A 14966-nucleotide genomic window follows, 5' to 3' on the forward strand; every position below is an offset into this window, starting at 1 on the left:
GTCGTATGAATCAATCGTTATTTGAGAAAATGAGCAAAATACTGTTGCCGATTGCTGGAAAATTAAATAATAACCGCTATTTGCAAGTATTACGTGATGCGTTTATGTTAGCGTTTCCGCTTACGATTTTCGGCTCAATTGCGGTTGTTGTTGCAAACTTGCCGTTTCTTGACAAAGTAATGAGCGAAGGCAGCTTAAATACATTACGAACGATTTTAAACGTCGCTCCGCAATCAACAATGGGAGTTATGACCATCTTTGTTGTGTTTGGGATCGGTTATTACTTGTCAAAAAGTTATGATGTGGAAGGGATATTTGGCGGCGCCATTGCCTTGGCTTCGTTCTTTATTTTAACACCATTTATCCTCAATGTGGAAGGGAAAGAAGCGGTACAAAATGTGATTCCGCTTGACCGATTAGGGGCAAAAGGAATGTTTTTAGGGATGATTACAGCGTTTATTGCCGGAGAAATTTATCGGGCAATTGTGCAAAAAAACATTACGATTAAAATGCCGGCAGGGGTGCCGCCAGCGATTGCGAAATCGTTCTCCGCTCTCATTCCTGCCGTTGTGACACTGACATTTTTTCTTGTTGTAAATATTGTGATTACGCAAGCGTTCCATACAAATATGCATGACGTCATTTATAAGCTTGTTCAAGCGCCGTTAGTTGGACTGGGAAGCGGTATTATTCCAACGCTCATTGCGATTTTTGTTACACAAATTTTATGGTTTTTTGGTTTGCATGGTCAAATTATTATCAACTCTGTTATGGACCCGATTTGGAATACACTTTCTCTTGAAAATTTGAACGCGTATACGGAAACGGGAAAAGTTCCTCATGTGATTAGCAAACAATTTATTGAAATTTATACAGTTGGCATGGGCGGGACAGGGATGACCCTTGCTGTTATTGCTGCGATTCTATTTTTTATGAGAAGTAAGCAAATGAAACAAGTGGCAAAACTAGGACTTGGACCGGGAATTTTTAACGTCAATGAGCCGATTATTTTCGGTTTACCTGTCGTGATGAATCCGCTCATTCTTGTTCCTTGGATTTTTGCACCAATGGTCGTTACCTTTGTGACGTATTTGGCGATGTCTTCCGGTCTTGTACCGCCGCCAACAGGAGTGACGGTTCCGTGGACGGTACCGATCTTTATCAATGGTATTATGGCGACCAACTCGTTAGCAGGAGGACTCTTACAAATTGTGAACTTTGCAATTGTATTGATCATTTGGTTCCCGTTCTTAAAATTTATTGACCGGATGAATGTGCAAAAAGAACAAGAAGAGTCAGCGAAACAGGCATCTTAAACGAAGGTGGGATGAAGATGAAGCAACGGACGAATCAGGAAATCTCTTTCCGTTTTCCAAAAGGATTTTGGTGGGGAAGTGCAACTTCTGCGACACAAATTGAAGGAGCGGCGAAAGAAGGTGGCAAAGGGCCGAACATTTGGGACTATTGGTATGAAAAAGAACCGAACCGTTTTTTTAACGGTGTCGGTCCTGAAGTGACTTCGGATTTTTATCATCGTTATAAAGAAGACATTGCTCTAATGAAAGAAGTAGGACATAATTCGTTTCGGTTTTCCATTTCATGGTCGCGGCTCATTCCAGATGGAGTCGGAGAAGTGAATCAGGAAGCGGTCAAATTTTATCATGATGTTATTACTGAATTGCTTATCCATGATATCGAACCGTTTGTGAACTTATTCCATTTTGATATGCCGCTGGCGATGCAAAAAATTGGCGGATGGGAAAACCGTAACGTCGTCGATGCGTATGTGCGGTATGCAAAAATATGTTTTGAGTTGTTTGGTGATCGGGTAAAAAAATGGTTTACGCATAATGAGCCGATTGTTCCTGTGGAAGGCGGGTACTTGTACGATTTTCATTATCCAAATGTCGTTGATTTTCAAAGAGCCGTTCAAGTGGCGTATCATACGATCATTGCTCACGCCAAGGCGGTTCAAACGTTTAAACAGATGAATATCCAAGATGGAAAAATTGGCATTATTTTAAACTTAACTCCTTCTTATCCAAGAAGCGCTCATCCTGCTGATGTGAGAGCTGCGCATATTGCTGATCTATTTTTCAATCGGAGCTTTTTAGATCCGGCAGTAACAGGGGAATATCCGCAAGATTTAGTCGAACTTTTACGCGAACATGGGCATTTGCCGGTAACGGAAGAAGAAGATAAGGAATTAATCAAACAAAATACGATTGATCTTCTCGGAATTAATTATTATCAACCCAGACGGGTAAAAGCGAAGGAACATCTTCCGAATCCAGAAGCACCATTTATGCCGGAGAGATTTTTCGATTATTACGTGATGCCGGGACGGAAAATGAATCCGTATCGCGGCTGGGAAATTTACGAAAAAGGAATTTATGATATTCTCATCAATATAAAGGAAAACTACAATAATATTGAATGTTTTATCTCCGAAAACGGCATGGGAGTTGAAGGGGAAGAGCGGTTCCGCGATGAGAACGGGGTGATCCAAGACGATTACCGAATTGAATTTATTCGCGAACATTTAAAATGGGTGCATAAAGCGATTGAAGAAGGCGTGAATGTGAAAGGGTATCATCTATGGACATTTATGGATAACTGGTCTTGGACGAATGCGTATAAAAATCGTTATGGGCTTGTCGCCGTTGACCTTGAGCAAAATGGAAAACGAACAATTAAAAAGAGCGGATACTGGTTTAAAGAGCTTTCGGAGAACAATGGGTTTTAAATGATGATAAGGTTATCCCTTCATCTTAGGGATAACCTCTTTTTTGCAAAGGGTTTGTGATTGTGACAAGGAAAAATTAAAATAAAAATAGGATTGTGAAAACTGTGATGTAGAGGATGACCAATATGTCGAAGTATGAACAAATTTCCAATGAAATTCGTAATCGAATTAGGAAGGGGATTTACTCTCCGGATGAGCCGATTCCGGATGAGTTATCGTTATCTCAAGAATTCGGTTGCAGCCGAATGACGATGAAGCGTGCGCTCGATGTGCTTGTATCGGAAGGATTGCTGTATCGCAAGCGCGGACATGGAACGTTTATTGTAAAATCAGCAATTTTGAACGGTCAAGTGAACGTCGTCAGCAATGAAACACTTGGATTAACGAATCTTTTAAAAGGAAGAAAGATTACAAGCAAAATCATTACATTTGAGGTGTTATTTCCGCCAGAGGAAGTGGCGGTTCATTTATCGATTGATATGAATACGCCTGTGTATCATTTGATTCGCCTTCGTAATGTCGATGGTAAGCCCTATGTTATTGAACGAACATATATGCCGACGAACTTAATTACAGGCCTCAACGAAGATGTGCTTCATTCGTCCATTTACAATTACATTACGCATCAGCTAGGGCTGACCATTGCTGGATCACATCGGAAAATTCGTGCAGCGAAACCGAATGAACTGGATCAAATATATTTGCAATGCGCACTGGATGATCCGGTTTTGGAAGTAGAGCAAGTCGGTTTTTTAAATAATGGGATGCCCTTTGAATATTCGTTTTCAAGGCACCGTTATGATAAATTTGTGTTCACAACGGTCAATATTCGCCGATAAAACGCGGGCTTGTCCTTTCGGTTGGACAGCCCTTTTTTCATAATAGCCACTCATAAATTAATTTTGCTTGTTCTAGCGGAACAAGATGGCTATGGTATTCCTCTGCTTTGTTAAAGTCGTGAGCCAATATTGATGAATGGAGAATATCTATGAGTGCCAAGGAAATGTTTTCTATATACACCCATTTACGGAATCAAAAATGATTTGCAGTTGATTAAGCAGAGGCAAGTTTCATCTTCTTGACCGAGGTGGGTATGATAAATAAAGATCGGCAATCTTTTAAATAAACCTTCTCTAATGGGAACACAGTTCGTAAAATCAACTTCATTATATAACTGGTTCATTTCCTCCCATGACGAAATATAAAAAATCGGAATGATGCGCGGGTGGTGAAGGACTTTTAATTGCTCGTATGATCGCCTGTTTTTTCCACACAGCATATAGTAGTCAATCGGGGCGTCAGAGGAAATTTTTTTATTATGTGCTGAAATGTGCCGATTCCAAGGCTGCTGCTGGCAATTAATCCATGGTAACGAGGTGATGCGGACGGTTTTTGGGAGCACCTTTGACAATGGACGGATGAATCGGGATGCTGGTGATAAAAATTCGTTCGGTTGGAGCCCTTTTTCCTGCAGTTGTGTTTTTATATATAGATAGCCGATGAAATGATAGTCGATTGCTTCCGTTCTCAAAAGGTGATGAATAAAATAGTCAGTGTATACATTGACAACGGGAACGGTAATGTTCTGTTCATTTTTAACTGGTTTACTAAGTAAGAGGGGAGAAGAGTGAGTACAAATAATGGCATTTGGCTTTGGATGATGAACGATGCTTTTGATATGACGAAGAAAAAAGCATCTCATACTGTGAAAAGGATTTTTCCACGAACGACATATAATACGCTGTATGTCTTCGGAAAGCGATGAATCCACTGTAGATAAAACATGGAAATGATCGTTTCTCCTTTTCCTAACCACGATGATAAGATTAGTATTGAAGGCGTGAATCAAGCGCCAGCAGCCCTTCTTTTTAACGCGTCGCCCGTTTGATGATGCCCTGTAATAGCGTAGCGGTAAGCGTGTTTTTTATGCTCCATTTTACCAATCATAAATTGCCCTTTTTTGTTTCATAATGTAAACGAATAACGAGGAAGAAAAAAGGAGAACATGTTATGATAAAGGTGAGGCAATGTTTTGTTGCTGTTTGGGGGATATTCGACCCGATTTACTATGCTTGCTCAAGGTTAGAATATATTGAAGACCCGGATCAAAATCGGCATATTTTTCGCGTTCGTGTAACGAAATATAAAGGAAGGGACGTTATTTTATCGGATGGTACGAAATTTCAAAAAAACGATCTTCTTTTAAAGATTCATTTGCATAATGTTTGTTTAATTCGCGAGCTTATTCGTTTCGAAAGTGAAATTAAAAAGGGACGCTACATTTACAAACAAGTAAAAAATGGCTTGCCTCATCTGGCGACATATCTTCGGAATCATGAACAATTCGCTCAAATTAAAGGCATTGTTGGAATTACAGCATTAAATAAAGGTTGCGAGCGTCTGGGGTTCGAGACGTTTTCTATTGTGAATCCGCTCTATCAATGGTTCAAACAAACGGCGTTTCTTCCGATATATTGGATTTCTCAATTTCGTTTCGATAGTATGCGGAGGCCACCGAAATATTTATTTATGTCGAAACAACAATTGTTGCGGTTGTACGGTTGCCAACCTACCCAGTAATTCCCAATGTTTTCTCTCTTCCTGTTTACTATAATGGTAAAAGGGAGGGAGAACAATGGTATTATTTTTTACTCTAGTTTCTAGCATTCTTGTATATTTTGTGTATAGAGCAAACCGCAATACGTACGAAGCGGTTTTAAATAGAGTGACTGTGAATGTACGTCAAAACGATCAAGATGTCATTCGTATTTTACACTTGTCAGACCTTCATTTAGAAAATTTATCGATTTCTCCTGACTATTTATATAATAAGTTAAAGGACGAACACATTGATCTTATCGCTTTAACGGGAGATTTTCTTGATCGGAAGAAAAGCATTCCAAAGTTAGTTCCGTACTTGAACGTGTTTCAACAACTAAATCCGGCTTACGGCATATATGCGGTATTCGGCAATCATGATTATGTGCTGCGGGGACAGCATTTTCAAACATTAAAGAAAACATTAGAGCAACATGGCTGCATTCTATTACAAAATGAGACGAGAACGATTTTTGTGGACGGAAAAACGGTCAATATCATCGGGATTGACGATTTTAGTACGAAACGAAGCGATTTACAAAAAGCGTATGCGAACGTAAAAGATGGGTTGAACCTCGTGTTAACGCATGACCCGAATATCGTTCTTCATATGCATGACTATCATTTTGATTACTTGTTATCCGGCCATTTTCATGGGGGACAAATTCATTGGCCGAAGCCATACCATCTTGTTAAGATGGGGAAACTAGTACGGATGAATATGATTAAAGGATATCATGAAATCGATGGGAAACCGTTTTATATTAGCGAAGGGCTAGGGCAAACAGGAGTGAACATTCGCGTTGGTACCAAGCCGGAAATTACTATTCATACACTGTCGCTAATGCCGCTAAAACAAGCAAAACAACACGTCAGCTAAGGAGGGAAGGTTGTCTGAAAAAGACAGCCTTCTTTTTTTCTAAGGACAAAGGGGAATAGATGATACAGTTCTTATGCATATTAAGGGGTAGATGTATGAAGAAAAGGAGTGTGGCAGGATGGAACCTTCTTGGAAAGCACTACTCCCCTTTTTAATTGTTATTCCATTATCGATATGGACGAAGCAAGTGATTCCGGGGTTGTTTGTCGCTTTGTTACTTGGCAGTTATTTAATCGAGCCTAGCTTGCTAGGTGGTATTAAAACAATGTTATCGTATACAGTTGATAATGTCATGCAAACGAATAATATTCGCATTATCATCTTTCTTTATGTATTTGCTGGACTTATTAGTATGATTAAATATACAGGGGGTATTAAAGGGTTTGTTCATCTCGTCGGCAAAAAAGTAAAAACGGCGAGAAGCGCGCTGCTATTAACGTGGATTTCCACGATGGTAACCTTTAGTGATCCTGATTTTCGTATTGTGACTATCGCTCCTATTATGAAGGCGTTAAAAAAACGTCTGCATTTGTCTTCCCAGCAAATTGGATTTACGATTGAAGTGACATCGAATCCGGTTGTCGCCCTTATTCCGTTAGCGACGGCTTTTGTCGGCTATATGGTATCGGTCATTGATAAGGCACTAAAAACAGCGGGGATTGACGCGAAGGCGTATACGGTTTATGTCAAAAGCATTCCATTTAACTTTTTTTCGTTTACAATCATTATTGTAGGGCTGTATTACAGCTTTTTTAAATATTCGAAAAAAGCGAAAGCAAGCAAGGAGAGAGCAAGGGCAGCTGCTGGAATCCGAAGATGGAATCAGCAGGAAGCCGTCGAATTTGCCAGTGAGGAGTCAACCAATCCGAACGAAGAACAAGGAGAAGAAGGGTTGGAATCGTGTCCGCGAGCGTTTGAAAAAGATACGCCGGTAAGACCATGGAACTTAATCATTCCGCTTTCGATTGTGCTAGTGTTAACGTTATTTCTCAGTTGGTGGGATGGACATCGAGGAGCAAAAAACTTTTTTGATGCGTTTCTTCGTAGCGATGCGCTTGGTGTTATGTTAGAGTCGCTGATGATTACCATGATTATCACTGTTATTTATTTTCTGTTTCAAAAGTTTAAGCTTGCCGATTTGTTGACTCATTTTGTCAAAGGCGGCAATGAATTAATGTCGGTCATTTTAATGTTAGCCCTTATTTGGGCGGTATCAGCCGTATCCGAAGATTTAGGTTTTTCGGAGTATATTACAGACCATGTGAAAGGATGGATTCCCCATTATTTTGTCGCCCCCGTTTTGTTTTTGCTAGGGGCAGTGATTTCGTATTTTGTTGGCTCGTCATGGGGAACGTGGGGATTGTTAATGCCGCTAGGGGTGACGCTGGCCCATCAATCAGGGACAAATATTTTACTCGTTATTGGGGCGGTATTTGCGAGCGGAACGTTTGGGGCGTTTGCTTCGCCGCTCAGCGACAATACGGTGACATTATGTACCATTTTAGATTTGCCGGTGATGGAATATTCACGGACTAAACTCATACCTGCATTTATTGCAGCGGGACTGGCAGCCGTTCTTTTCGGTGTCATGTCATTTGTGATGAGATAATACGCCAACGGGGTTCATTTTCTGTAAGGGGGAATCGAGCCCCGTTTTTCGTTCATAAAACGTATTCTTATTGTATCGGAATTTGTTTTGCCACATTATCTTTATGATTGCGGTAATAGCGAATCATTGTTTGAATGACGTGACGAAAATCTGGACAAATAATGCCGGAAGCTTGTAATGTGCGTTGGGCTTCACTTGAATCATAAACTGATGCACAGGTAAAATAGTCAAGCCCTTCTTTTTCAGTATGCAGCCATCTTCTTAGAAACGGAATGGACACCATCCACTTTGCAATAGAAAGAGGAAGGGATTCCTTTTGGTCCCTTTCCTAAGTATTCCTTTCATCATCATTCGGTACACCTCCTTCATCTTATACGGCTTTGGGTCGGTTAAATGATACGTTTTTCCGATAGCTCCATCAAAGCGGGCTGAATAAAGAGTGATTTTGATAATGTAATCAATTCAATAGGTATAAAATTTCCTTCCGCCTGTCCGTTTCCGAGATACGGGATGAACGGTAAAAAAATTCAACATAAAGTAAAGGCTGCCAAATTTCGCAGTTTCTCCTGTTTCCGAATGACCGACGACAATTCCGGGACGAATGATGGTCGTTGGACGCTGCTTAGCAACCTTACGAACGGCGATTTCTGCTTCGTATTTTGTTTTTTCATAATGGTTTTTAAGCGACTGTCCCATGTCTAATTCCGTTTCTAAAATTGTTCCATGTCACGTACCTGAAACGTAAATGGTACTAAAATATATATCGCTGTAGGTGTTGCAGGGAAAACAGCAATCGTTCACATGCTTTGTTCCTGGAACGTTCGCCTCATAAGTATGGAAAAGGGACAGCCGCAAGAGCGATGCTTTATTTCTTGCTGCGCTATCCAAACGAAATCGGAAAATCATTTCGCAAAAAAATTGATATTCCACTATTGATCCGTTGGCATCAAGAATTTCCTGCCACGATTTATGAAAAACATCGCAACTACGCTATTTTTTTCATTCAAGGGAACCGCAATCCGTTTATTGATGTTCCTGAGCTGGCGGAACGAATGATATTTCCGCTAACACTTTCGTAAAAAGAAGGCTGGTTCACAACATGGAGCCAGCCTTTTGCTATGATTACAGACAACAGTAGAGAAAGCCTAACCACGGCTGAATTGGATTCGGGCAAGACAGCCTAATGGTTCAACACACGAAATCATACTATGATGAATTAAAAATCAGCATAGCTTAGAAGATTGTGCAACTAAACTATTGTTGAACATAAAATCTATGAAGTCGTCATGAACAAGACGCTAAAACGGTGGGAGCAATGAAACACCTATGGTAGATGATGTAGTGTAAGTGATAGTTGCCAGCCCACGGATTGTTGTGGTGGGAGAAGTGATCGTACACTCTGAACTTTGGGGAACTACAGATACCTGAATGGCCTTTCGCAAGAATCCCGCTGATTCCGAAGAAATCAGCTTGCCTTTTAGGGATATTTGGATCGCCCGTTTCTTGTGTTTCGCTTTTTTTGCGAAAATATGTGGCGATAATCGGTCCAGAGATGTTATGCCAAACGCTGAAAATAGTGCTTGGAACGGCGGCAAGCGGTGAAAAGTGAGCGGTTGCCAATGCAGCACCAAGTCCGGAATTTTGCATCCCCACTTCAATCGAAACGGCCCGTTGCTTTGGCTCAGACAGGCGAAACAGTTTGGCAAACCAAAACCCAAGCAAAAGCCCAAGTCCGTTATGTACAACAACGATTAAGAAAATGGTCAATCCGCTTTTAGCGATCGCTTCTTTATTAAGGCCAACGACCGCTGCAACAATTGCGACGATCGCAATAACCGATATGAGCGGAAGAATTTGAACGCTGGCTTCCACTTGCTTTTTCAACAGCAGTTTTACAAGAAGCCCAAGTATAATCGGAGCGATGACAACTTTGACGATAGACCAAAATAGCGATGCAGCGGAAACGGATAGCCACTTTCCTGCCAACAGCAAAATAAGCGAAGGGGTCAAAATCGGCGCAAGCAACGTTGACACGGTAGTGACCGCCACAGAAAGCGCTGTATCGCCTTTGGCTAGGTATGTCATGACGTTCGAAGCCGTACCGCCTGGACAACAGCCAACAAGAATGCCCCCGAGTGCGACCTCTCGAGAAATCGGTAATAACGTTGCTAGTGCAAACGCAAGCAGCGGCATAATGATAAATTGAGCTGCAACACCCATTAGTTGATCATACCAAGCATAACAATTCCCAGCAATGGAACAATATATGTTCCCAGCCATGTAAACCCTTGAGGATACAGAAAAGATAAAACGGCAAATAACAACACCCAAACTGCAAACGTGTTACCAACAAAGTTGCTAACACTTACTAAACGCCCCATTTTTTCACTCCTTTTCTTTTGTGATATGAATGTTATCATATTTTATTATTCAGAAAATTTTAATTATATTTCTTATAAAGAAACCTAGAAAGAATTAATATTTTGTGAACGTTTGTTGTTATGGAGAGGATGTGCCTAAATTCACTGCTAGGCGAATCGTTTTTATCGTATTATAATAAATTGAGAAGAATAATCATTATTGCTCAAGGGGATAAAGAAATGTTCCTTACTGACCTTCAACAAGGAAAAAAGGCAGTGATTACGAATTTAGGGATGATGAATGAAGTGGTAAAACAACGTTTAATACATATGGGACTACAAGAAGGGGAAGAAATTTGTCTAAAATGCGTTATGCCATTTGGAGGGCCGCTAATGGTCGAAGTATGTGGACAGTGCATTTGTTTGCGACGAAAAGATGCCGCTTGTATTGGAGTGAAATAAGCGATGTCACAAATTGCTCTATTTGGGAATCCGAATACCGGGAAAACGTCATTGTTTAACAATTTAACAGGTTCTTATGAATATGTCGGGAACTGGAGCGGAGTAACGGTTGAAAAAAAAGTAGGGATTTTACGTCATCAACATATACATATCGTCGACTTACCCGGTGTATACTCGCTTCATCCACTTTCTCGGGATGAGGGGGTTGCCACAGAATTTTTGCTGACGGAGTCTTTTTCAGCAATTTTAAATATTGTTGATGCTTCCCAGTTAAAGCGAAATTTACATTTGACTGTTCAATTGCTGGAGTTTGGCAAGCCGCTTATTATTGCGTTAAATATGATTGATGTTGCCGAGCGTCGTGGAGTAAAAGTGGATGTGGAAAAGATATCGCAATATGTAGGCGTTCCAGTTGTTCCCATTATTGCGCGAACGGGAAAAGGGATTGATGGGCTTGTTCATGCCGTGTTGTCTACTTCAAAACAAGAGGCACAACGTTTTTTTCTCAATTATGGCATAGAAGTAGAAACGGCTATTCATCGAATAAGCGAACAGCTACCGACCGAGCTCAATCTTTCTAAACGCTGGCTTGCTTTGCAATTTCTTGAAGGAAATCAACGGGTTCATGAATATTTGCAGGCAAGTGTTGATATTGGGCCGCTTCTAGAGGTTCGTAACCGTGTTCAAGAATTAATCGGGCGTCCACTGCCTCAATATATTCATGATGTGCGTGAAAAATGGATCGTTGATGTTATCGAAAAAACGACTATCATTGCTCAAAAACAACCATTGACGATAACAGAAAGAATTGACGCAATTGTCACCAATAAATATTTGGGCATTCCTATTTTCTTATTGTTCATGTATATCATGTTTATGTTGACATTTGATTGGCTGGGTTCGCCGCTTGCAGACTTGCTTGATCAGTTTTTTTCAGGGCCGTTAACGGACGGATTATCGAAGCTGTTATCGATCGTTGGAGCTTCGCCATTTATAAAAGAGCTTGTGTTAAATGGAATTGTATCCGGCGTCGGCGGTGTGCTTGTTTTTGTCCCGCAAATTTTCATTTTGTTCTTTTTTATTTCGTTTTTAGAAGACTCGGGATATATGGCACGTGTAGCGATGGTCATGGATCGTTTTATGGAAGCGATCGGCTTGAACGGAAAAGCGTTTATTCCAATGATTATCGGATTTGGTTGTAATGTTCCCGGGGTGATGGCAGCGCGAACGATCGAACAACCAAAAGAGCGGTTGTTAACGATTTTGTTACTACCGTTTATGTCATGTTCAGCACGGCTTCCGGTGTATGCGCTGTTTGTTGGTACGTTTTTTACGAAGCACGAAGCGCTTGTTGTGTTTTTGCTTTATGTGTTAGGGATTGTCGTCGCGTTGCTGCTAGCCAAACTATTTTCTTCGACGTTATTAAAAAATGAAAGCTCTATCTTTGTCGTCGAGCTGCCGCCATATCGAATGCCGCAAGCATTAACGTTATGGCGCAGTACATGGGATAAAGGAAAAGGATTTGTGCGCAAGGCAGGAACATTTATTTTCGCTGGGTCTGTGGCCATCTGGCTGTTAACGTATATCGGGCCAAAAGGGATCGGTGTTGGCATGGATGATAGTTTTCTCGCTGCCATTGGCGGCGTGCTTGCGCCCATTCTTGCTCCGCTCGGCTTTGGAACGTGGCAAGCTGGAGCGTCATTGATAACAGGGTTTTTAGCGAAGGAAGTCGTTGTTTCAACGATGAATATTATTTATCATGCGAAAAACATGGACGCTTTGCAAGGACTGATGGTCCATTACTTTACACCATTATCAGCGATTAGTTTTATGACGTTTGTGCTTCTTTATATTCCTTGCTTGGCTACGGTGGCGACGATTCGCAAGGAGACAAATTCACGAAAGTGGACATTCATTTCGATTAGCTGTGCATTATGTATCGCTTATTTAGTTTCGTTTTCGATTTATGAAGGTGGAAAGTTGCTGGGATTTTCATAGAAAAGAGGGGAAATATGATGATTGCTAATGTTGTTATCGGTGGGGCGATTTTTGCTTATGCTGGTTGGATGTTTGTTCGTCACGTGAAAAAAAGCTCCCAAGGAACGTGTGCAAGTTGTTCGATGGCAGACGGTTGTCACGGTTCATGTGGGACTTACGAACATCGTCATAAGGGATAAAAAAACAAGGTTCTGGTACCTTATCAAGACCTAAAATTTTTAAAGAATAAGGGTAAGCACATATTAGTTGTGTTTAATATGTCTGCTTACCTTTTATTTGTATTCAACTTGAGTCACACGTTAATTGAAGAATTATACTAAAGCGATAATTCCCATCGCTCTTCTGTGAGAATTTGGTTAGATAAAGTCTGTATCCGTGTTTCCATTAATCTGAATCCGAATTTTTTATATAAGTTTCTTGCAGCTTTAAAGTCATTATTTGTCCAAAGGAGTATAGTCTTATACGCTTTCTCTCTGCAAAAATCGATTGCCTTTTGTATTAATTTACTCCCAAAACCAGACCCTCTTAAATCCGGCTCCACAAGAAACCAACGTAACTGTGCTACATTTTCATCAACCATTGTAATTCCAATGGAACCTTTAGGGACACCATTAATTTCTAAAATCCAGATTTCTTCTTTTGTAGTATCAGAACGTTCTATAAAGTTGTTTAACCCCTTTTTAATAAATTCTTTAAAAGATAAATCATAATTGTATTCTTTATTGTAAATTTTGTAATGCGAGTTAATTATGTATTCTGCGTCTTCAGGTTTAAATCTCCGTATCATATTCTCATCCTTTCTCTTTTAATTCTGTCCGTTCATTCATAAGAAAGGAAACAGTCTTCCCTTATGTTTACTCGTTTATAATTTTCTATAAACTTCTGCGTAAACCGTTTTCAACTGTTCCTGTGTGATTGCTTGTTTTTTATTTCAACGACTTAATGAGAGCGTCTTTGTTTGTTATCGTTCATTTTCTAATCATTATAGTATAGTTAATTTAGAAGAGCTCTTGTTTTTTACGTAGCGATATAGCTTACAGGCATAGTTGAACAATAGTCTCGTGAGAAAAAGCCGTTATCTATTTCTATCATGACAACATAACAGAGATTCGGCATGAAATCTGTACCATCATTCGAACGATTAGAGGTAAAGAGGACGAGGGGGATAGTTAAGCATCATTTATACGGACGGATTAGTCGATAAAGATTTACAGACCGTTACTAACGCGTTGGGCGTGAACAATGTGAGATAAAGATGGCATTTCATAAGCAAAAAAATGAAGGAGTTACTAATTGGGCGATTTACGATTGGCCTCTTCAGTTTCTCTTTTTCTATTTTTTCTTGTAGTAGTATGCAAATGGCGGATAAAGTAGATTTTTGATTAATTTTAGTAAAAGTAGAAAAAATTTGTCCTAATTAGTCGTAAAGACCTATTTACATTATAGCAAAAAATGTATATTAATGGATTATAGACAATGTAATGTTTGAAAACAACGAATTTTCTCTTAATTATATAATAATATGTGATCGTCCGCATGGACAAAGGGAGACGAAACGATGGTCTATGACGGCATTCTATTATCGCTATTAATTGGTTTTTTTCGCGGGGGAAGTTTGAAAGGACTTGCATATATGAAGCTGCGTGGCGGCTGGTTGTTTCCAATCTTGCTGGGAATTGAAGTTTGCATCTTTTTATTGCAAAATAAAGTGAGCATGATCGGCGAACTCAGTAATGCGCTATTTATCATTATTTATGTAATTGGTCTTGTTTTTCTATGGATGAATCGGCATCATCCGGGATTTATCGTCATTTTCGCTGGTGTTCTATTAAATTTTTTTGTTATGGCTGTAAACGGGGGAAGAATGCCTGTATCAATCGAAGCAGCGCAATTTCTTGGACGAGAATACATAGAGGCATTAAAAGCGGGAGTATACGGCAAGCACGAAGCCATTACAGGGTCGACATGGTTACCGTTTCTAGGTGACATTATTCCGCTCTCACCGCCATACCCGCGACGACAAGTCATCAGCATCGGCGATGTCGTGATGAATGTCGGAGCGTTCATTTTTATTCAACACCTTATGCTTCACGGAACAAACAAGGAGGCAACTTCTGTCCAAACGCTCCATGAAGGGAGGTGAAAAAGATGATGAACGTAAAAGTGAAACAGGCACTTATTAATCTATTCATCATCGGCTCTATTATCGTAGCGTTGACTTCGGGGTACAAATTTGGAAGCTAATTTATAGGTACTTCATTTATGGGGAAGTCCTTTTTAGTACTTCTCCTTAAAATTTTTTATAAAATGAGA

Annotated in this window: 14 protein-coding genes and 2 pseudogenes; 11 read left to right on the plus strand and 5 right to left on the minus strand. The window is 40.1% G+C overall.

The window, feature by feature from the left end; translation table 11 throughout:
* Positions 1 to 5: 5 nt before the first annotated feature.
* From celB to ISX45_RS05380, 3 genes are all read left to right on the plus strand, one after another.
* Positions 6 to 1316 carry a PTS cellobiose transporter subunit IIC gene (gene celB, locus ISX45_RS05370; protein WP_194520173.1) on the plus strand — a complete coding sequence of 437 codons (1311 nt, stop codon included), beginning with the start codon at positions 6 to 8 and terminating at the stop codon, positions 1314 to 1316.
* Positions 1317 to 1333: 17 nt separating this feature from the next.
* Complete coding sequence (locus ISX45_RS05375; protein WP_194520174.1) at positions 1334 to 2746, plus strand: glycoside hydrolase family 1 protein; 1413 nt, start codon at positions 1334 to 1336, stop codon at positions 2744 to 2746.
* Positions 2747 to 2871: 125 nt separating this feature from the next.
* Positions 2872 to 3585, plus strand: coding sequence for a GntR family transcriptional regulator (locus tag ISX45_RS05380; protein ID WP_194520175.1), 714 nt, complete (start codon positions 2872 to 2874; stop codon positions 3583 to 3585).
* 185 nt (positions 3586 to 3770) lie between these two features.
* Here ISX45_RS05380 and ISX45_RS05385 read toward each other — a convergent pair whose 3' ends face one another.
* Entirely contained in the window at positions 3771 to 4448 is a 678-nt protein-coding gene (locus tag ISX45_RS05385; protein ID WP_194520176.1) for an MGDG synthase family glycosyltransferase, read from the minus strand.
* 308 nt (positions 4449 to 4756) lie between these two features.
* On the opposite strand from ISX45_RS05385, the gene ISX45_RS05390 reads away from it, so the two are divergent.
* From ISX45_RS05390 to ISX45_RS05400, 3 genes are all read left to right on the plus strand, one after another.
* A complete protein-coding gene (locus ISX45_RS05390; protein ID WP_194520177.1) occupies positions 4757 to 5326 on the plus strand; it encodes a YkoP family protein in 570 nt (189 codons plus the stop codon).
* A 55-nt stretch (positions 5327 to 5381) separates the two neighbouring features.
* Positions 5382 to 6224 (plus strand): metallophosphoesterase, encoded by an 843-nt coding sequence (locus ISX45_RS05395; RefSeq protein ID WP_194520178.1) that lies wholly within the window; start codon positions 5382 to 5384, stop codon positions 6222 to 6224.
* A 118-nt stretch (positions 6225 to 6342) separates the two neighbouring features.
* Entirely contained in the window at positions 6343 to 7833 is a 1491-nt protein-coding gene (locus ISX45_RS05400) for a Na+/H+ antiporter NhaC family protein (protein WP_181556714.1), read from the plus strand.
* Between the two features lie 67 nt (positions 7834 to 7900).
* Here the strand turns inward: ISX45_RS05400 and ISX45_RS05405 are convergent, their stop codons facing one another.
* A complete protein-coding gene (locus ISX45_RS05405) occupies positions 7901 to 8116 on the minus strand; it encodes a hypothetical protein (protein WP_194520179.1) in 216 nt (71 codons plus the stop codon).
* Between the two features lie 179 nt (positions 8117 to 8295).
* Entirely contained in the window at positions 8296 to 8550 is a 255-nt protein-coding gene (locus ISX45_RS05410; protein WP_228485704.1) for an SDR family oxidoreductase, read from the minus strand.
* Positions 8551 to 8663: 113 nt separating this feature from the next.
* Here ISX45_RS05410 and ISX45_RS05415 point away from each other — a divergent pair.
* Positions 8664 to 8912 (plus strand): annotated as a pseudogene (locus ISX45_RS05415) (endonuclease); the annotation flags it as partial.
* A 403-nt stretch (positions 8913 to 9315) separates the two neighbouring features.
* On the opposite strand, the pseudogene ISX45_RS05420 reads toward ISX45_RS05415, so the two are convergent.
* Positions 9316 to 10214, minus strand: a pseudogene (locus tag ISX45_RS05420) (bile acid:sodium symporter family protein); the annotation flags it as partial.
* A gap of 219 nt (positions 10215 to 10433) precedes the next feature.
* Here ISX45_RS05420 and ISX45_RS05425 point away from each other — a divergent pair.
* The 3 genes from ISX45_RS05425 to ISX45_RS05435 are packed head-to-tail and all read left to right on the plus strand — an operon-like array spanning position 10434 to position 12832.
* Positions 10434 to 10655 carry a FeoA family protein gene (locus ISX45_RS05425; protein ID WP_181556745.1) on the plus strand — a complete coding sequence of 74 codons (222 nt, stop codon included), beginning with the start codon at positions 10434 to 10436 and terminating at the stop codon, positions 10653 to 10655.
* A 3-nt stretch (positions 10656 to 10658) separates the two neighbouring features.
* Entirely contained in the window at positions 10659 to 12653 is a 1995-nt protein-coding gene (gene feoB, locus ISX45_RS05430) for a ferrous iron transport protein B (protein ID WP_194520181.1), read from the plus strand.
* Positions 12654 to 12670: 17 nt separating this feature from the next.
* Positions 12671 to 12832: a FeoB-associated Cys-rich membrane protein gene (locus ISX45_RS05435; protein WP_181556744.1), complete on the plus strand. Its 162-nt coding sequence runs from the start codon at positions 12671 to 12673 to the stop codon at positions 12830 to 12832.
* 137 nt (positions 12833 to 12969) lie between these two features.
* Here ISX45_RS05435 and ISX45_RS05440 read toward each other — a convergent pair whose 3' ends face one another.
* Positions 12970 to 13440 (minus strand): GNAT family N-acetyltransferase, encoded by a 471-nt coding sequence (locus tag ISX45_RS05440; RefSeq protein WP_194520182.1) that lies wholly within the window; start codon positions 13438 to 13440, stop codon positions 12970 to 12972.
* A 771-nt stretch (positions 13441 to 14211) separates the two neighbouring features.
* On the opposite strand from ISX45_RS05440, the gene ISX45_RS05445 reads away from it, so the two are divergent.
* Positions 14212 to 14796: a DUF5317 domain-containing protein gene (locus ISX45_RS05445; RefSeq protein WP_194520183.1), complete on the plus strand. Its 585-nt coding sequence runs from the start codon at positions 14212 to 14214 to the stop codon at positions 14794 to 14796.
* Positions 14797 to 14966: the final 170 nt, after the last annotated feature.

This window comes from Thermaerobacillus caldiproteolyticus (assembly GCF_015326725.1).
In the GTDB taxonomy this organism is placed as follows: Bacteria; Bacillota; Bacilli; order Bacillales; family Anoxybacillaceae; genus Thermaerobacillus; species Thermaerobacillus caldiproteolyticus.